We start from the raw sequence: 18,146 nt of genomic DNA, 5'->3' as shown, positions 1-18,146 counted from the left end.
GGGCAGATTCATGTCCGCCACCGGGCACACCTTCGTGACCGTCTACGGGCAGTTTTCACGTCCGCCTGTGGGCACTTCCCGATGTCCCTTGACACTTCGCAGTGTCATCATCGTCCCGCTCATCATGACGATGTGCGCGATTCCCCTCGTGATCTCTCCGTCGGCGCACGGGGCACCGCCTCGTGCGCAGACGCAGGACACAGGTTTTGCGCAACCATTCGCCGGGCCGGAGCGCTACCTTCCCTACGCGCCGGCGAAGTTGACGTCGCCCGGTCAGCTGAACCGACCCGTGGGTCGTCAGGCCGCGGAACGGATCGCACGCGGCCTGGGATTGACGCCGGCCGACGCGTTGAGCGAGAAACAGTATCGCGATTTCGTCACGGGCAGCGGCGTGGGTGGGTCGAAGCAGTCTGCCAAGATCATCGATGCCTGTCTGGGTATCCTGACGAACACCAACGGGCGCCCCGGTTTCGGCGGTTCCATCCTGGGCAGCTACGGCCTCTACGTCACCAAGAGCGGCATGTTGCAGAGTCCGGCGAATGCCAGTGCTCCGACTCGCCAGGTGAACACGCTCATCGCGCCCGGCGGCTATGTCGGGAACTGGATGCGGGCGAATGGTGCGCGGCGCTCCCTGGAAGCGCTCTATCGGTCGGCCTACACGGCAGAACTACCGTTCGGGTTTGTCGCACAGCAGATCTCGGGTGAGGCGCAGCTGGTCGCCAACACCAAGAACGTTCGCACCGCGACCGTCGGCATGTCGATGGCGCCGCCACTGTGGCTGGTCAACTTCGTGTTGCTCTACATCGTGAAGCCCGACATCGCAGCGGCGATGCCCGCGTACTGGGCCCCGATCCCGCCGGCCGTGGCCCGTGCGATCAAGGCGAGCGCCACTGGGCAGGTCCCGTATGCGCAGTACGCGTCGTATTTCACGTAGACGTGTCGAGCAAGCGACTCAGGAGGGCCCGGAACGTGGCTGCGTCCTCGGCTCCGAGCGTCGCCTCCCACTCCCGCTCCACTTCCAATGCCGTTCGACGCATGGTGCGCAGAGCCAGCCATCCCCGTTCGGTGAGTTCGATGAGCTTTGCGCGCGCGTCGTCCGGGTCGGTGATCCGCCGGACGTAGCCGCCCTTCTCGAGTGCGGTGAGTGCTTGGGCGACGGCTTGCCGGCTGACCCCGTTGATCTCGGCCAGATCCGACGCATGACGCGGCGACTCCACCAGCGGAACCAGCGCGACCGCTTGCGCAGGGGTGACGCCGTCGAGTCCCGCTTCGGCGAATGCCGCCGCAACCCGTGGCCCGGCACGACGCGCCAGCGCCTGGACGAGCGCCGGTGTCGTACGCGGGGGCAACTGCATGCGATCAGTCTTTCAAATCGGGAAGAGGTCTCCGCCGCCTCCTAGATGCATCCGCGCCCTCCCGCTGGCTGAGCAGGGCCGTCCCGATGGCTGAGGTGCGAGCCTGCGAGCCTCGAAGCCTCTGGTGAGACGACATTGTTGTCTCACCAGCCCTTCGAGGCTCGTCGCTTTCGCTCCTCGCACCTCCGGGAGCGGTAGGGGCACCTCGGCTCAGGAGAGGCGTTGCATTTAGGCAAGTATCTTGTCAAAATGGTTCGTATGGTCCTCACCCGATCTCGCCATGCTTGCGCCGTGGTCTGCCTCGCCGTGCTTGCGGCACTCCTGATGGTTCCGTCGAACGCGGCTGCCGCCCCGACCGGCCGCTCGTCGCACCAGCTGAATCATGGTGGGCTCGAGCGTCAGTATCAGCTGTTCGTGCCCCGATCGCGCCCAGGTGCCGCACCGCTCGTCGTGGTGCTGCATGGCGGATACGGTTCGGCCCGCCAGGCGCAGCGGGCCTATGGGTGGGACTCACAGGCGCAGCGTCGGGGATTCGTGGTTGCCTATCCCGACGGATTCCGACGGTCGTGGAATGCCGGAACCTGTTGTGGTCCTGCGCAACAGCGCAACGTCGACGACGTGGGATTCATTCGTGCGGTCGTCGCGGACGTGTCCAAGAGGACCTCGATCGACCCGCGGCGCATCTACGTGACCGGCATGTCCAACGGTGCCATGATGACCTATCGCCTTGCGTGCCAGACCAATCTGTTTGCGGCCGTGGCTGTCGTGGCCGGCACCATCGTCAGCCGGTGCTCGTCACCCGCCCCGACATCCGTTCTGCACATCCATGGCGATGCCGACCCACGGGTCCCGTATCGCGGCGGACCGGGACTGCCCTTCGGAGGTGGCGGGGCTCGGGTGAACGGACTGTCCGTGGCTGCCGACAATGCGTTGTGGCGCAACGCCGATCGGTGCGCGCCCCCGAGGATCGGCAGGTCGGGACGTCTGACGATCTCGACGGCGCGATGCCGTGCCGGACGTACGGTCGAGCTCATCACCGTTGCCGGTGGTGGGCACGAATGGCCGGGTTCTCGATCGGCATCGCAGCCCGCTGCACTCGACGCCACCGCCGCGATCGCCGACTTCTTCGGGCTGGGCGTGCGCTGAATTCGGAGAACGTCGGTGAGTGTCGGCCTCGTGAGGGCAACAATTGACCACATGATCCGCATCGCCACCATCGGGACGTCGACCATCACCCGTACCTTCCTCGACGCTGCTGCGCAGGTGCCGGCAGTGCAGGTCGCGACCGCCTACTCGCGCAACTCCGAACACGCAGCGCAGTTCGCCGCCGAGACGGGGATTGCGCAGTCGAGTGCCGATCTCGACGGATTGCTCGCGTCGGCCGACGTCGACGCCGTGTACATCGCCTCTCCCAACGGCATTCATCACGACCAGGCGCTCCAGGCGATCGGTGCGGGCAAGCACGTCCTCGTCGAGAAGCCCGCATTTCCGACCGTCGCAGAGTTCGACGAGCTGGCGGCGGCGGCGTCGGCGGCAGACGTCATCGTGCTGGAGGCGATCCGCAATGTGTACGACCCGGCAATGGCTGCGCTGGCCGAACTGCTTCCCGAGATCGGCGTGTTGCGTCGAGCATCGTTTGCCTACTGCCAGCGGTCGGCGCGCTACGACAAAGTACTCGCCGGTGAGCGCGTCAACATCTTCGACCCCGCGCTGGCCGGCGGTGCGCTATACGACCTCGGGGTGTATCCGATCGCCGCGATGATCCACCTTTTCGGCGAACCCGACCGGGTGCTCGGTGCAGCGATCCCCATTCCCGGTGGTGCAGATGGAGCAGGGGCCGCGCTCGCAATCTACGACGGCTTCATCGTGGATCTGTCCTACTCGAAGATCACCGCGTCGAACCGCGTCAACGAGATTCAGGGAGAGCGCGGCACCATCACCTTCGACCACGTCGCCGAACCGCGAACAGCCACGGTGACCAGCCTCGACGGTGTGCAGCGCGACTAGGAGCTCGACGTGCCGCACAACAACATGGAGCACGAGATACGACGATTCGCCGATCTGATCTCCGGCGCCGACACCCCGGAACGCGATCATGCCGGGACCAGGGCGACCCTTCGAGTGGTTGAGACGATTCATACCGGTTCGTCTCGCTTCGGTCACGCCTGACGGTTACCCTCGGTCCATGCATTGTGTGGTCGTGGGTGGAGGACTGGCGGGTCTGGCGTCGGCGGTGTGGCTCGCCGAAGCCGGTCATCGGGTGACGTTGCTGGTGCGTCGGGGATCGCTCGGTGGTCGAACCATCTCGATGCCGCTGGCCGCGGTCGACGACGTACCCGACAACGGGCAACACGTCTTCGCCAGCGGCTACGAGCACCTGATGCGGTATCTGGACAGTGTCGGCACCCGCATGCATGTGGCGTTTCCGGGTCACATGACGATGCGGATGCCCGGCGGGGAAACCCGCACGTCGTCGTTCTCGGGAGTGTCCGGCCTGCGGACGGCGCTCGGTGACCTGCCGGGTGTGAAGGGGTTGGACAAACTGCGGACCGCGCGGGCGCAGGCGACACTGATCCGGCAGGCACTACGACAACCGGCGTGGCTCGACGACGTCACCGCCGACGAATGGTTCCGCCGCATCGGTATGCCCCAATCGGCACGCGACGCGCTGTGGGACGGCATCGTGATCGGACTGACCGGCGACAAGCCCGACATCTCCTCGGCCAAGGTGCCCGCAGACCTGTTGGTGACCGGCATGCGACGGGCCCGTGCAACCAAGACGCCGATCTCGATCGGTTATCCCACAGTCGATCTCGACACCCTGTTCATCGATGGCGCGGAGAAGAAGTTTGCGAACGCGGGTGTCGACGTCCGACACCGGGCCGTCGTCTCGTCCGTCGATGTCGCCGACGGGGCCGTGACCGGTGTGACGCTGGTCGGCGGCGAACACATCGCTGCCGATGCCGTCGTCTGCGCGGTCCCGGTCTGGAACATCGCCGGTCTGCTGGACCAGGTGCCCGGTCACGAAAAGATCTATGCCGCAGCGCAAGCCCTGACTCCGGTGCCGATCGTGAGTGTCAATCTTTACCTCGACCGCTCGATCGGGATGTCGGACTGGGGCGAGATCCTCTACGGGGGAGAGGGTGTCCTGGAACAGGTTTGGGACCGCCAGCGGATGCATGGCCGCGACGCCACGGAGAACCACTTCTATTCGACGACGGTGTCGGCCGCCTACGAGCTGACACAGAAGTCCAATGTCGAGATCACCGACATCCAGATGGACATGCTGCGCAAATACTATCCGGGTGCCAAGGGCGCCAAGGTGATTCACAGCCATGTGGTGCGCATGCCGAAATCGACATTCGCGCAACGACCCGGCACCGCGGGCATTCGTCCCGACCAACGCACCGCGGTACGCGGTCTCGCTCTGGCCGGTGACTGGACCCGGACCGACTGGACCACGACCATGGAGGGCGCGTGCCAGAGCGCCGCCCGCGCGGTCGACGTGATCCTCGGGCGATAGGCGACCTATTGGGGTGGGGCCGCAGTCAGTCCGGATTCGGCGAGCACCTGGGAGAGCAGGCTCTGCAGGGCCCAGTCGAGTGCCCGGAGGGATCGTTGCGAGCCGTTCTCGTAGCCGACGAGCAGGTACATGGCGGCTCTCGAGTGCAGTTCGGCCTGCTCCCGATCGCCGGTGACGGCGGCCAGGGTGTCGGCGATGTAGCTGCGGCGTTCCTCGTCGACCTCGGCCTGGATCGCGCGCACCTCGGGGTCGCGGTCGGCCCAGACGCGGATGGCGGCCTCGGTGTCGTGGGGCAATCGCAACGCGATGCCGGTGAGGAAGGTGAGACGTTCCAGCGGGTCGGCGACGGAGGTCGCGTCGGCGATTAATCGTTGGCTCTTCTCGGCGCGCCAGTATCGGATCAGAGCCGCGGTGTACGTGCCCCAGCTGGGAAAAGCGTGATAGAACGACCCGGTCGTTGCGCCCACCGAACCGCAGACCGTCGCGAGCTTGAGCCCGGCATGCCCCTGTTCGGCGAGGATCAGCAGCCCGGCCTCGAGGTAGCGAACCTTGGCAGTGTGCGAGGGCGTCGTCCGCCGCCGTTCCGTCGATTCCACCCACTCAGTGTAGATGTGACCTGTTGCACAAAACAATAAGTTCACTTACGCTTTGTGGACGCGACGAAGGAGACCGCAGTGCGCATGGTGAATCCCCGCAAGAATCATCCGAATGCCGGGTTGAATCCCGAGACCGACTACACCGAGATCTATCGCAACCTGTCGACGCTCGAGTTCCCGTGGGACATCAACCAGGCACTCAGCTTTGCGCTCTTCCGGACCTACGCCGTACCGAGCATCGGCCGACTGCTCGACGAGACCGCCGCCTTCACCGAGTCCACCCAGAAGCGCTACGACGACACGAGCATCCTGCTCGAGGTGCCGCTGATCGAGGGATTCGACAGTGCGCGCGGAAAGAGCGCCATCCGTCGGATCAACCAGATGCACCACATGTACGACATCTCCAACGACGACTTCCGTTACGTCCTGTCCACATTCGTGGTCGTACCGCGCAGGTGGCTGGCCGATTTCGGTTGGCGCGACCTCACCGACGGCGAGATCTTGGCATCCGTGCGCTACTACCAGTCGCTGGGAAAGCACATGGGCATCAAGGACATCCCGACCACCTACGACGACTTCGCCGATTTCATGGACACCTACGAGGCGCAACACTTCGCCTTCGACGCCGGCGCGCGGCGGGTGGCGGATGCGACGATGGAGCTGATGGCGTCGTTCTATCCCGGCTTCGCCGCACGCGGCGTCGACGTGTTTAGCCGGTCGTTGATGGACGAACCCCTGATCGAGGCGTTCGGTTATCGGGATCCCGGCGAGATCGCACGGAAGGTGTCGCGTGGCGCACTGAAGGCCAGGGCGCGGCTGCTGTCGTTCCTGCCGTCCCGCCGCAAGCCGCAGTACGTGCACGACATGCCGCGAATCCGGAGCTACCCCAACGGTTTCCAGATCGACAAGATGGGCACCTTTGCGAAAGGCTGCCCCGTGCAGCACACCCCGTCGGAGACGGCCGTCGAATCTCAGGCCTCGGCTGCGACGCGCTGATCGCCTGCGAGGCGCACGGCTTGGGGGCCGGCTGTCGGACGTGCGGTCGGGATGCACAGGGTGATCGCGACACCGATGAACGCTGCCGCGGCGGCGATCACGAAGCACCAGTGGAAGGTTGACTGGTCGGGGAAGTCGCGGCCGAAGTACTCGGTCGTCGAACTCGCCAGGACGAGCGCCATCACCGCGGAGGCGACGGTGGTGCCGATGGACCGCATCAGGCCGTTGAGTCCGACCGCGGCACCGGCCTCGGTGATGGGCACCGAGCCCATGATGAGGGTCGGCATGGCCGCGTAACCGATACCCACGCCCGCGGAACCGATGATCGATGCCAGCGCGAGTTGCCAGGCCGAGTTCATCAGGAAGAAGGCGACAAGATAACCGGCGCCCAGCACGGTGGCGCCGATGGCCAGGGTGTACTTCGCGCCGATCTTGTTGATGAGCAACCCCGACACCGGGGCGAACAGCATCATCGTCAAGCCGCCGGGTGCCATCCACAGGCCTGCCGCGAAGACGGTCTGCCCGAGGCCGTACCCGGTGAACTCGGGTGTCTCCAGCAGGGCCGGGATCACGATGGCCTGCGCCATCATGCCGAAGCCGATGGCGATGGCGGCCAGGTTGGTGAGCAGCACCGCGGGCTTTGCGGTGGTCCGCAGGTCGACGAGGGGCTCGCGGTGCCGAACCTCGTAGAAACCCCACAGGACCAGGATCGCCAGGCCGCCGACGAGGAGACCGAGGGTGCTGCCCGAGGTCCACCCCCAGTCGTTGCCCTTGGAGATGGCGATGAGCGCACTCACCAGACCGAGACCGAGTCCGAGCGCACCGAGATAGTCGAATCGGCCACCCGCAGCGTCGGCGATATGGGGTACCACGAGGACGATCAGCACGGTGATCACCACGGCCAACGCGGTGGACACCCAGAACAGCATGTGCCAGTTCCACTCTTCGGTGATCCAGGCGGCCAGCGGCAGTCCGACACCGCCGCCTACGCCCAGCGTCGCGCTCATCGCGGCAACCGCCATCGACGTCAGACGAGGCGGGGTCACTTCACGCATCAGGCTGATGCCCACCGGGATCAGACCCATGGCAAGACCTTGGATCGCGCGACCGGCCACCAGCGGCACCACCGAATTGCTCAACGCGCAGACGAGCGATCCGACCGTCAGAAGGATTCCGCTGCCGATCATGATGCGCTGCTTGCCGAACATGTCGCCGAGGCGACCGGCGACCGGCATGGCGATCGCGGCGGCCAGCAGGGTGGCGGTGATGATCCACGACGCACTCGAGATCGAGGTACCCAGGAGCGTGGGGAGTTCGGGCTGGATCGGGATGATCAGCGTCTGCATAAGCGACGCGATCAGACCCGCGACGCACAGCACGACGACCGTGCCGATCGCGCCGGCCGGGGTCGTGTCCGCGTGGGGCACGCCGGCGTCGTCGACGACGGTGAGGTCGGGTTTGCTTGTCATACGGCACACTCCACTGGCATCATTTCCGGCGACGTATGCAGGCTACATATGTACCGTACATACAGCGAATCGGACATTCGCCGTGCGAAGGAGTTGGGTCGGGATGGCGGCTGAGAAGGACGCGTCGTTCTGGCCGGTGCCGGTCTACGGCCATCTGGCCGACGAGTTGCTCCGGTTGACTCGTCGCAAGGTCAACATCCATCCCGATTCGATCCTCGACAACTCGGCTTTCACGATCCTGTGGCTGCTGTCCGACGGACGCCCGCGCACCCTGCGTCAGCTGACCGTCGACCTCGACCTCGAACAGTCGACGGTGAACCGGCAGGTGAACGCTGCGATCAAACACGGCTACCTCGAACGGTTCGACGTCGAGGGTTCACCGAGCCGCAGGATTCGTCCGACCACTCGTGGTCACGAGGCCTTCATCCACGACGGCACACTGCGCGCGGGCCGACTCGAGCAGGTCTTCGCCGACCTGGCACCAGGGACACCCGAATCGCTGCTCCGCGAACTCCGCGCCTACAACGACGCCTACGACCGCGTCCTGCATCGCCAGGACCGCGACACCCGACTCGCCAAGTGACGAACCGGCAGCAAGTGAGGAATTGATGGGCACATATGCGGTGACCGGCGCGGCGTCGGGGATGGGTGCTGCGGTGGCGGCATCGTTGACCGAGGCCGGGCACACCGTTCTGGGCATCGATCGGCCCGGAACCGACGCGGACATCGCCGCCGATCTGTCGACGGCCGACGGTCGGGCGGCCGCGGCGTCGGCGGTTCTCGAACGCTGCTCGGGACGGCTCGACGGCGCGGTGCTCGCGGCCGGGCTGGGTCCGAAACGTGGTCAGGAACAGACGATCCTCGACGTGAATGTTCTCGGCGTCACCGAACTCCTGACGGCGTGGCGGCCGGCGCTCGCGTCCGCGTCGAATGCGAAAGTCGTTGTCTTCGGTTCTAATTCGACGACGTCGACGCCGCTGGTGCCCCATCGCGCGGTACGACGCCTGATCGCCGGTGACACCGAGGCCGCCGCGCGGCAGATTCGCCGGCGGGGTCAGGTGTCGGCGCCCGCGGCCTACGCGGCGTCGAAGGTGGCCGTCACGCAGTGGTGTCGGTTGCACGGAACGCGCCCGGACTGGGCCGGTGCGGGAATCCGGGTGAACGTCCTCGCACCGGGCCCGGTGATGACGCCGCTCCTGCAATCCCAACTGAACAGCGCGCAGGGCAAGAACGTGCGGTCGTTTCCGGTGCCGGTGCGGGAGTACGGAACACCCGAGCAGCTCGCGGCCTGGGTGATGCTGATGCTGTCCGACAGCGCCGATTTCATGTGCGGCAGCGTCATCACCGTCGACGGCGGGACCGAGGCGTTGCTCCGATCCCGCGACTGGCCCAAGCCGTTGCCATTGCGATCGATGCCGAAGTTGTTGTGGCGCATGTATCGAGCGCCCAAGGATGGCCAGGTCGCGCAGTACTGACCCCCGTTGACCGTGCGTCCCAAACCGTTGACCGTGCGTGCCGTGTGCACGATCAACGAAATTCGACGCACAGTCAACGAAGATTGCGGATAATTCACGCATGAAACTGCGACGAGGCGGCACGAATCTGCGAGGCAAGGTTGTCCTGATCACGGGCGCGGCACAGGGAATCGGTCGGGGAACCGCCAAAGCGCTTGCCGCCCAAGGTGCCAAGCTGATCCTGGTCGACGTCGACGCGCCCGCGCTCGACGACCTGGGGGCGGAGTTGGGCGACGCTGCGCTCACCGCGATCGCCGATGTGACCGACCTGTCGGCGGTCGAGGTGGCGACAGCGAAGGGGATCGAACGCTTCGGCGGGGTCGACGTGGTGGTCGCCAATGCGGGTATCGGCGGGTACGGCTCGGTTCAATGCATCGATCCGGCGACGTTCCGCAAGGTCATCGACATCAACATCACCGGCGTCTTTCACACGGTGCGTGCGGCTTTGCCCTCTGTCATCGACCGCAAGGGCTATATCCTGATCGTTTCGTCGTCGGCCGCCTACGGTGTGGTGCCCGGACTCGCCGCCTATCACGCGAGCAAGGCGGGTGTGGAACAGTTCGCCAACGCGTTGCGACTCGAATTGCTGCCGACGGGCGTCGACGTCGGGTCGGCTCACATGTCGTGGCTCGACACCCCGCTGGTGCGTGAATCACAAGCAGACATGCCCACTTTCGACGAGATGCGGGCGACGTTACCCGGTCCGATGAAGCACTCCATCGACGCGGATGTGTGCGTCAAAGCGTTCGTACGGGGAATCTCTCGTCGCAGTCGGCGGATCAATGTCCCTGGGTGGGTGGGTCTCCTGCGGTGGATCAAACCAGTGCTGACGTCACGGGTGGCCGAGAACGCCACCCGTGCGGCGTCCACCGAGATCCTGCCCCGGATGGACGCCGAGGTGGCGGCATTGGGGCGTTCGACGAGCGCGCGCAATCTGGAGTCGGGGAGCGTCCCCAGATCTTGACCGTTCACGCGCTCGTCGAACGCCCGAGTTTCACCACTGATCGAATCCGACGTTCACTGTCGGGTAGCGGCTGCTGATGCTGTTGTTCATCCAGTAGTTCTGGGCGCGCGGTCCCCAGATGCCGCTCATCGCGGTGTTGGTGTTGTGCTTCATGTTCTCGATCTCGTAGTTGGCGGTCGGGCCGAACAGGCCGATCCGGTACTGCGCGTCGACGGTCAGCGAGTTCGCGAACGGCGCGACCGCGGTGACGGTTTCGCTGGCCCCAGGGTAGAGGACGCGCTGCGGTGCGTTGACCCACTGACCGCCCTGACCGGCGGTCGCCCCGACCAGGTATTCGGGCTTGTTGGTGTGGTTGGTGATCGTCATCGCGACGGTCGGCTCGCCGGGCCGGGTGACGGGCATGGTGCCGGCGTGTGCGGCTCCGGCACAGGCGAATCCGATGCCGGCGGTCGCGGCCACGGCAGCGACTCCGGCGGTGATGCGGCGGGTCTTGGTGATCATGAGTGTGCTCCTTGGTGTGTGGGCCGGGTTGGTGGTCCCGGTGACACCCATGACTCTGCTCTGAGGAGTCCTCGTGCGGATTCCGCTCACCGGCTGATCGGTCGGTGGATTGCCGCCTCCACCAATCGGGGGACACGGTGGGTCAGAGGCCCGCGCGTTCGAGTGCCTCGTCGAACTCCTCGCCGGCCACCTTGGTGCCCTTGCCGTCGGCGATCGCCTTCTCGTAGACGGCGAGCAGTTCGGTGCCGTGCTTCTCGTACTCCTTGGCCCAGCGCTCGCCTTCGGATCGCCAGTAGCCGATGATGTCGTATTGGTCTCGGCTCCAACGGAGTTCGCCTCGAAGATGCTTGCGCACGGCACGCGACTGCGCCGCCTCGCCGGCGAACCAGCAGTACCCGCGGCCGGCCGGGAACGCACACTCCCGCACGGCGTCGGCGAGCCCACTCGGGCCGTGACCGTTGCCGCCGACGATGGTGATCAGACCGTCGTGCTCGGGAAGCAACTCGAGATCGACCGGGTCGACCACCTCGACGACGACGATGGACTGCGTGGCCGGCTGTGACGATTCGGTGAGGATGGACGATTCGGTGAGGATGCGGGCGAGCGCGGGCAGTCCGGCCAGATCGGCGGCGTACACGTACCAGTCGGTGTCGGCCGGTGGGTGGTACCAACTGCGAGCGTGCGACATCGCGACCTCGTCGCCGGGACGCGCGCGTTGCGCGAACTCGGTGATCGGACCAGCGGCATGCACCACGACGTCGACGGTGACCGTCCTCGCGGCGCGGTCGACGGCGCGAATCGAGTAGTTCCGGCCTTCCGGGGTGTTCTCGGTGTCGTGGTAGGCCCAGACGCCGTTACGTTCGGTCATCGCGGGGACGGAGTGCTCGCCGGGCGACGGGACCCAGAGCCCGACTGCCTCGTCGGAGTTGCCCGGCAGTGCCAGGTGGTCGAGGTCGTCGACGTCGAAGAGGATTCGGAGGAACCGCGGCCCGAGTTGCGCCACGTCACGGACGACTGCCTTCGAGTAGCTCATGGGGCAACCGTAGACGTGACCTCGACACGACTCCTCGCCTGGCGGCTCGGTGTCGGCTCGATCAGCGAAGAGTGCCCGCCCGTGGACACATTTACTTGGATATGCAAGTATCTAGGTCGAATCGCAGGCTCAGAGAGGAGACGCCGTGACGGAACCGTCCGTGCTCACCGAGAGGATCGGTTCGGCCGCCTACCTGGTGCTCAATCGGCCGAAGTCGATCAACGCACTCGACCACGAGATGGCTCTCGAGATGGCGCGACTGCTCGACGAGTGGGCGGCCGACGACTCGGTGGACGTCGTGGTGGTGTCCGGTGCGGGCGATCGTGGACTGTGCGCGGGCGGCGACATCGTGGCGATCCATCGCGACGCCGCGGCCCTCAGCGGTGATCCCGCGGCCGGTGACGACCAGGCCGAGCAGTCGCCGTCGGCGAAGTTCTGGTTTGACGAATACCGGCTCAACGCTGAGATCGCCCGCTTCCCGAAGCCGTACGTCGCCCTGATGGGCGGCATTGTCATGGGTGGCGGCGTGGGTATCTCGGCGCACGGCAACACTCGTGTCGTCACGGACCGCACCCGGTTGGCGATGCCCGAGGTGGGCATCGGATTCGTGCCGGATGTCGGTGGTACACATCTGCTTTCCCGCGTGCCCGACAATCTGGGCCGCTATGCGGGACTGACCGCGAACCCGCTCAAGGGTGCTGACGCGGTCGCGCTCGGACTCGCCGACCACTTCGTCCCCGCCGATCGCCTCGACGACTTCCGGACGGCGATCGGCACCAACGGTCTGGCGTCGGCGCTCGACGAGTTCACCACCGCTCCGCCGGCTTCACCGCTGACCGAACAGGCCGATTGGATCTCGAAAGCCTTTGCTGCCGAGACAGTTCCGGAGATCGTCGACGCCCTGCGTGCAGTTGGAACCCCGGAAGCCGACAAGGTGGCCGACGCTGTTGCGGCCAAGAGCCCGACCGCCACCGCGGTCACGCTGCGCTCGCTGCAGCACGCCGCCGGTGACGACTCTCTGGAGGAGACCCTGACGCGCGAGTATCGGGTTTCCCTGCGCTGCCTGCTGCACCCCGACATGGCCGAGGGGATCCGCGCTCAGGTCATCGACAAGGATCGCAATCCTGCTTGGGCGCAGAATGTTTCGTCGGGCGATGTGGACAAGTTCTTCGAACCGCTGCCGCACGAACTGACCTTCGACAGCGAAATCACCGCCGAATCATAGGGAGAACCTCAGTGTCCGAGTTGCAGACCATCATCATCGAGCGTTCCGGCCGGGTCGGGATCATCACCCTCAACCGGCCCAAGGCGCTCAACGCGCTCAACACCGAACTGATGAACGAAGTCGTCGGTGCGGTCCAGGGTTTCGACGTCGACGAGGGCATCGGCGCGATCGTCATCACGGGTTCGGAGCGGGCCTTCGCGGCCGGAGCCGACATCAAGGAGATGTCGTCGAAGACCTACGCCGACGTGGTGAACGAGCAGTTCTTCGGCAGTTGGGATGAGCTGTCGCGGACGCGGACCCCGATCATCGCCGCGGTCACCGGCTACGCGCTGGGTGGCGGGTGTGAGCTTGCGATGCTGTGCGACTTCATCATCGCCGGCGAGAACGCGGTGTTCGGGCAGCCCGAGATCAACCTGGGTGTCATTCCGGGAATCGGTGGCTCACAACGACTCACACGGGCCGTCGGTAAATCCAAGGCGATGGACATGGTGCTCACCGGGCGCCAGATGAAGGTCGACGAGGCCGAACGCGCCGGGCTGGTGTCGCGTGTGGTGCCGACCGAGGAGTGCCGCAGTACCGCCATCGAGGTCGCCGAGACGATCGCCGCCAAGTCGCTCATCGCGTCGGCGGCGGCCAAGGACGCCGTCAATCGCGCCTTCGAATCGGGCCTCGCCGAAGGGGTTCGCGCCGAACGGGCGTTGTTCTACTCGACCTTCGCCACCGACGACCAGACCGAAGGGATGGCGGCGTTCGTCGACAAGCGGGAGCCGAAGTTCACCCACCGTTGATCCAGAGTGTGGAAGCGACCGGGCAGCGTCGTCGCACAGCCTGGATCTGTGGAAACGGAGCCAACCTACGCTGCCTGAGGTGCTCGAGGCGCCAGCCGAGAGCCTCGAAGGCCTGGTGACGTGACTCGTTGGCGCAATCACCGTGAGTGCACGGCATCGAGGGCACGGTGTCAGCATGTGGTCGACGAAAGTGCTTGTCTCACCAGGCCCTTCGAGGCTCCTCGCTAGCGCTCGTCGCACCTCAGGGAGCGGGTGGGACCGTTCGGGTCAGGTTCAGGGAGCGGGTGGGACCGTTAGGGTCAGGTTCAGGGAGCGGGTGGGACCGTTCGGGTCAGGCTCAGGGAGCGGGTGGGACCGTTCGAGTCAGGTAGGGAGCGGGTGGGACCGTTCGAGTCAGGCAGGGAGCGGGTGGTCGCGCCAGCCGGCCAGAATCCGGTGCACGCTCTGGGCGCCGTGCACCGGGTCGTCGGGCGCCGGAAGGTCGGCGGGATACAGCAGGAACGGGGTGCTCTGCGGACCGCCCATGCCGCCATGTGAACCGACCTGCTCTTCGAAGGCCGCGACCTCGTCGGTCTCGGGCCAGTAGGCACCGCCGACCATGACGTCCGCGACATTGTCGAAACCGTCGGTGCGACGGGCCTTGTCGAGGGCATCGTCGCCGAAATGCTGCAGCGGGTCGACGCCGGTGACCACCCCGGAAGCGACGTCGACGCTGCCGTCGGCGCCGAGCACCACCGAGGAGCCGTCGGGGCGGGCGACGAGGAGGAACCCGATGCCGGGGTGGGTTCGCAGCGCGTCGAGGAGTCCCGGGTATCGGTCCTCGATTGCATCGGTGTCGGCGCGGCCGTCGATGGCGGGGAAGCTGATCAGCCCCAGGTTCCCCGAGCCCAACACCACCGGCGTCCTCGCCTGCGCGGGTTCGGATTCCGCGGCGGCATTGACGCTCGCGGCCGCGTACAGGCCGCCCTCGGATTCGGCCTTCTTGCGCGGCTGCTCCACGGAGTGGCCGCACAGTCGACCGGTCAGTTGCGCGAGACTTTCGCCGTAGCGTTGCCGGAAGGTGGCGCCCTGACTCTGACCGTGGTCGGAGAGCACGACGACGCGATAGTCGCGGTCGGCCTGCGCTGCCGCGGCGAGCAGCAGGCGGATGGTCTCGTCGACTCGAGTCAGCACCGACAGCGTCTCGGGCCGGGAGATCCCCGAGTGGTGCGACACCTCGTCGTACCCGATGAGGTCGGCGTAGATGATGCTGCGGCCCTGGATCATGTCGCGGACGACGGCCGAGACGGTCATGTCGGTGGCCAGGACGGTGGTGAACGCCCGGACAAACGGGTAGACACCGCCCCGAGGGACGCGGGGCAGGATGTCGCGTCGGCGTTGATGCGCGGATTGTCGCAACTCGCGAGCGATCTCGGCGATCATCCCGAGCACGGTGCGCAGCGCATTGGACGGGTCAAGGAAGTACGACGTGTAGCCCGCGCCGCCGCCGAGTCGAGCGCCGCGCATACGGCTGACCACCAGCACGTTGTCGGCGGCGCCCCCGGTGAAGAGGTTGCCGCGGCTGGCGCCGTCCGTGGCGAGCAGTCCGGGGATCTCGGCGCGTTCTTCCTCACGCAGTTCGTTGTCACGGGGGTTGCTGAACACCGACGTGTGACCGGTCGACTTGTCGTACCAGCGGAACGCGGGGACGTTGTGGTTGCTGCCGTGCAGGATGCCGAGTTGGGTCGCGCCGGTCTGGCTGCTCCAGTCCGTGTGCCAAGGAATGAGCGTGTGCGACTCGCGGACCAATTTCGCCAGGGTGGGGGTCACCCCGTCGGCGATCGCGCGACGCAGCACACCGTGGCCGAGACCGTCGATCTGGATGCAGAGCAAACCGGGCGTCTCGTCGGCCGGCCGGGGTTCGCGCCGTAGGCGAAAACGTTGGCGCCGAACCAGCATCAGGCGGTAGGCGGTGTCGGACCGGGAGGCCACCGCACCGCCGATCAGCGAGCTGATCAAGGACAGCGGTAGCGCCATCAAGAAGGCGCTGAACGGATGGTCGATCTCGGCGACCGGCACCAGGTACAGCGCGAGGACCAGGATCAAGCCGCTGGTCACGAAGGTCATCAAGAACAGGAGGAGCGGGCCGCCCCACGACATCAGTCGCACCGCGATCGGCCACAGCGCGGTGTTGAGCACGCCGAACACCAGGGCCAGGATCATCGCCGCCGGCAGCGTTGCCAACGCCGTGACGCCGACGTCGGAGGACTGCAGGGTGATGCCGTCGAGGATCTTGTCGAGGGCGAGGATGGCCAGCGCAGAGGTGATCCACAGGATGAGGAATTCGACGAACCCTCGGAAGATTGTCGCGGTGGTGCGCATGGAATCCTTTCGCTCGTCTGGGAGACTACTGGGGTGAATTCCCCGCTGCCCCGCCTGCGCTGGCTGGGACACGCGACCGCGTTGATCGAGGACCGCGGTACCCGGGTGCTCACCGATCCGGTGCTGACCTCGCGCCTGGTCCATCTGAGGCGCCGCCGAGGCGAGAATCCGTCCGGGCCCGGCGTGTTCGACCCGGATGTGGTGGTGCTGTCGCACTTGCACGCCGACCACACGCACCTGCCGTCATTGCGGCTTGTGCGCGAGCAGGTTCCGATCGTGGTGCCCCGCGGCGCTCCCGACGCCCTGACCTCACTGCGGCGGTTGGGCAACGAGCTGATCGAGGTGAGCCCCGGCGACGAGGTGCGGATCGGGCAGGTCACCATCCGCGCGGTTCCGGCCGATCACGACGGCCGACGCTGGCGGCGCGGCGACCACACCACACCGGCGCTCGGGTACGTGGTGACCGGGGATGCGACCACCTACTTCGCCGGCGACACCGACGTCTATGCCGACCTGCACGACTGGGTGCGTGATGTGGATCTGGCCCTGTTGCCGGTCGCCGGGTGGGGGCCGACCCTCGGTGAGGGGCACATGAATCCGGAACGGGCGACGGTGGCCGCCGAAGTGGTGCGCGCCCGACGGTCGGTGCCGATCCATTTCGGAACCCTGTGGCCGATCGGTCTGTCGCGGGTGCGGCCCGAGCGGTTCTATTCGCCGGGCGCCCAGTTCGTGGAGCTTGCGCGTCGCAATGGCAAAGAGGCCGTCGAACTCCAACCGGGGGAGCAACTCTCATGAGCCGGGTGGTGGTGGTCGGCACGTTGAACATGGACCTCGTGGTGCGGGTCGAGCGGTTACCGGATCTCGGCGAGACGGTTCTGGGTACGACACTGATCGAACGGCCCGGTGGCAAAGGGGCCAACCAGGCGATGGCCGCAGCGAGTCTGGTGCCGACGTCGTTGATCGGTGCGGTCGGGGACGACGACACCGGGCGCCGGATGCTCGATGCGGCGCGGGCCGGCGGTGTCGACGTTCGTCATGTGGTGACGGTCGACGAGGTCAGCGGCCGAGCGATCATCGAGGTCGATGCGGCGGCCGACAACCGCATCGTCGTGGTGTCCGGGGCGAATTCCCTGCTGACGCCCGAGGCGGTGCGGGCGGCCCTCGATGAGGCCGAACCGAGTATTGTTCTGACACAACTGGAGTCGCCGATGGCGGTGACTGACTCGATTGCGCAATGGGCTCACGATTGTGGATGCCGGTTTGTGCTGAACCCGAGTCCGGTTGCGGCGCTGCCGGAGTCCGTGCTCGCAGCCGCTGATCCTGTGGTGGTCAACGAGATCGAAGCCGCGTACTTCACCCTGTGTTCGGCGCAGCAGGTCTCGGCAGACCCGGAAGCGGTTGCGCGGGATCTGTGTTCGTTGTCGAAGTCCGTGGTGATCACCCTCGGCGCAGCCGGGGTGGTGGTGGCCGATTCCGTACGTACATCGACGGTCGAGGTGGATCGCGTCCCGGTCTCCGACACTACCGGCGCGGGAGACCATTTCGCGGGTGTGCTCGCCGCCGGGCTCGCCGTCGGAACGGGTCTGCACACGGCCGCCCGTGACGCCGCACACGCCGCGACGGCGTTCCTCGCCGGGCGCTCCACCGGCTGAGTACCCACCGCTGGTTGACGACGCTCGCCGGCTGAGTTCCCCTCTGCTGGCTGAGATGTGAGGAGCGCTAGCGACGAGCCTCGAAGACATCCCAGGGGTCCAAGTTGTCAAGCGGCTTGGTCGTTGCGGTGTGCCCAGGCGGTGGTTTCGTCGTAGGGTTTCCCGGTTT

General features: G+C 66.4%; 18 protein-coding genes. 12 read left to right on the top strand and 6 right to left on the bottom strand.

Annotated features, from left to right (window positions below):
• Window positions 1-124: 124 nt before the first annotated feature.
• Entirely contained in the window at window positions 125-934 is an 810-nt protein-coding gene (locus tag ACWDTF_RS24120; RefSeq protein ID WP_449755198.1) for a hypothetical protein, read from the top strand.
• Here the strand turns inward: ACWDTF_RS24120 and ACWDTF_RS24115 are convergent.
• Complete coding sequence (locus tag ACWDTF_RS24115; protein ID WP_240860972.1) at window positions 927-1,355, bottom strand: MarR family winged helix-turn-helix transcriptional regulator; 429 nt, start codon at window positions 1,353-1,355, stop codon at window positions 927-929. The two genes, ACWDTF_RS24120 and ACWDTF_RS24115, sit on opposite strands and share 8 nt — an antisense overlap.
• Window positions 1,356-1,604: 249 nt before the next feature.
• On the opposite strand from ACWDTF_RS24115, the gene ACWDTF_RS24110 reads away from it, so the two are divergent.
• The 3 genes from ACWDTF_RS24110 (at window position 1,605) to ACWDTF_RS24100 (ending at window position 4,878) form a co-directional block, all read left to right on the top strand.
• A complete protein-coding gene (locus ACWDTF_RS24110; protein ID WP_240860975.1) occupies window positions 1,605-2,501 on the top strand; it encodes an extracellular catalytic domain type 1 short-chain-length polyhydroxyalkanoate depolymerase in 897 nt (298 codons plus the stop codon).
• 51 nt (window positions 2,502-2,552) lie between these two features.
• Entirely contained in the window at window positions 2,553-3,362 is an 810-nt protein-coding gene (locus tag ACWDTF_RS24105; protein WP_449755197.1) for a Gfo/Idh/MocA family protein, read from the top strand.
• A gap of 178 nt (window positions 3,363-3,540) precedes the next feature.
• Window positions 3,541-4,878, top strand: a complete 1,338-nt coding sequence (locus ACWDTF_RS24100; protein WP_449755196.1) for a hydroxysqualene dehydroxylase — start codon at window positions 3,541-3,543, stop codon at window positions 4,876-4,878.
• A 5-nt stretch (window positions 4,879-4,883) separates the two neighbouring features.
• Here the strand turns inward: ACWDTF_RS24100 and ACWDTF_RS24095 are convergent, their stop codons facing one another.
• Window positions 4,884-5,474, bottom strand: coding sequence for a TetR/AcrR family transcriptional regulator (locus ACWDTF_RS24095; RefSeq protein WP_240860981.1), 591 nt, complete (start codon window positions 5,472-5,474; stop codon window positions 4,884-4,886).
• An 84-nt stretch (window positions 5,475-5,558) separates the two neighbouring features.
• On the opposite strand from ACWDTF_RS24095, the gene ACWDTF_RS24090 reads away from it, so the two are divergent.
• Window positions 5,559-6,470 carry an oxygenase MpaB family protein gene (locus ACWDTF_RS24090; RefSeq protein WP_355273713.1) on the top strand — a complete coding sequence of 304 codons (912 nt, stop codon included), beginning with the start codon at window positions 5,559-5,561 and terminating at the stop codon, window positions 6,468-6,470.
• On the opposite strand, the gene ACWDTF_RS24085 is transcribed toward ACWDTF_RS24090, so the two are convergent.
• Window positions 6,446-7,939: an MFS transporter gene (locus ACWDTF_RS24085; protein WP_355273571.1), complete on the bottom strand. Its 1,494-nt coding sequence runs from the start codon at window positions 7,937-7,939 to the stop codon at window positions 6,446-6,448. The two genes, ACWDTF_RS24090 and ACWDTF_RS24085, sit on opposite strands and share 25 nt — an antisense overlap.
• A 103-nt stretch (window positions 7,940-8,042) precedes the next feature.
• Here ACWDTF_RS24085 and ACWDTF_RS24080 point away from each other — a divergent pair, with 103 nt between their 5' ends.
• The 3 genes from ACWDTF_RS24080 to ACWDTF_RS24070 all read left to right on the top strand — a co-directional run bounded on the left by ACWDTF_RS24080 (window position 8,043) and on the right by ACWDTF_RS24070 (window position 10,417).
• On the top strand, window positions 8,043-8,522 hold the full coding sequence (locus ACWDTF_RS24080) for a MarR family winged helix-turn-helix transcriptional regulator (RefSeq protein ID WP_240860984.1): 480 nt from the start codon (window positions 8,043-8,045) through the stop codon (window positions 8,520-8,522).
• A gap of 25 nt (window positions 8,523-8,547) precedes the next feature.
• Window positions 8,548-9,414: an SDR family oxidoreductase gene (locus ACWDTF_RS24075; protein WP_240860985.1), complete on the top strand. Its 867-nt coding sequence runs from the start codon at window positions 8,548-8,550 to the stop codon at window positions 9,412-9,414.
• Window positions 9,415-9,514: 100 nt separating this feature from the next.
• A complete protein-coding gene (locus ACWDTF_RS24070; protein WP_240860987.1) occupies window positions 9,515-10,417 on the top strand; it encodes an SDR family oxidoreductase in 903 nt (300 codons plus the stop codon).
• A 30-nt stretch (window positions 10,418-10,447) separates the two neighbouring features.
• On the opposite strand, the gene ACWDTF_RS24065 is transcribed toward ACWDTF_RS24070, so the two are convergent.
• Together ACWDTF_RS24065 and ACWDTF_RS24060 are read right to left on the bottom strand one after the other, a co-directional pair.
• The gene (locus ACWDTF_RS24065; protein WP_240860989.1) at window positions 10,448-10,918 is read right to left on the bottom strand and encodes a hypothetical protein; all 471 of its coding nucleotides are present in this window, start codon (window positions 10,916-10,918) and stop codon (window positions 10,448-10,450) included.
• A 142-nt stretch (window positions 10,919-11,060) separates the two neighbouring features.
• Window positions 11,061-11,951: a siderophore-interacting protein gene (locus ACWDTF_RS24060; RefSeq protein ID WP_449755195.1), complete on the bottom strand. Its 891-nt coding sequence runs from the start codon at window positions 11,949-11,951 to the stop codon at window positions 11,061-11,063.
• Between the two features lie 145 nt (window positions 11,952-12,096).
• On the opposite strand from ACWDTF_RS24060, the gene ACWDTF_RS24055 reads away from it, so the two are divergent.
• Window positions 12,097-13,176 carry a 3-hydroxyisobutyryl-CoA hydrolase gene (locus ACWDTF_RS24055; RefSeq protein ID WP_449755194.1) on the top strand — a complete coding sequence of 360 codons (1,080 nt, stop codon included), beginning with the start codon at window positions 12,097-12,099 and terminating at the stop codon, window positions 13,174-13,176.
• An 11-nt stretch (window positions 13,177-13,187) separates the two neighbouring features.
• Complete coding sequence (locus tag ACWDTF_RS24050) at window positions 13,188-13,964, top strand: enoyl-CoA hydratase (RefSeq protein ID WP_449755193.1); 777 nt, start codon at window positions 13,188-13,190, stop codon at window positions 13,962-13,964.
• 393 nt (window positions 13,965-14,357) lie between these two features.
• Here ACWDTF_RS24050 and ACWDTF_RS24045 read toward each other — a convergent pair whose 3' ends face one another.
• The gene (locus ACWDTF_RS24045) at window positions 14,358-16,325 is read right to left on the bottom strand and encodes an alkaline phosphatase family protein (RefSeq protein WP_449755192.1); all 1,968 of its coding nucleotides are present in this window, start codon (window positions 16,323-16,325) and stop codon (window positions 14,358-14,360) included.
• A gap of 33 nt (window positions 16,326-16,358) precedes the next feature.
• Between ACWDTF_RS24045 and ACWDTF_RS24040 the strand changes: the two genes are divergently transcribed.
• Together ACWDTF_RS24040 and ACWDTF_RS24035 are read left to right on the top strand one after the other, a co-directional pair.
• Complete coding sequence (locus tag ACWDTF_RS24040) at window positions 16,359-17,120, top strand: MBL fold metallo-hydrolase (RefSeq protein WP_449755191.1); 762 nt, start codon at window positions 16,359-16,361, stop codon at window positions 17,118-17,120.
• Window positions 17,117-17,977, top strand: coding sequence for a ribokinase (locus ACWDTF_RS24035; protein WP_449755190.1), 861 nt, complete (start codon window positions 17,117-17,119; stop codon window positions 17,975-17,977). Before ACWDTF_RS24040 ends, ACWDTF_RS24035 begins: the two co-directional genes overlap by 4 nt.
• The last annotated feature ends 169 nt before the right edge of the window (window positions 17,978-18,146 follow it).

The organism is Gordonia sp. NPDC003422, from assembly GCF_053588675.1.
Note: the sequence above shows the minus strand (reverse complement) of the source record. Positions and strands in the feature narration are given on the sequence as shown.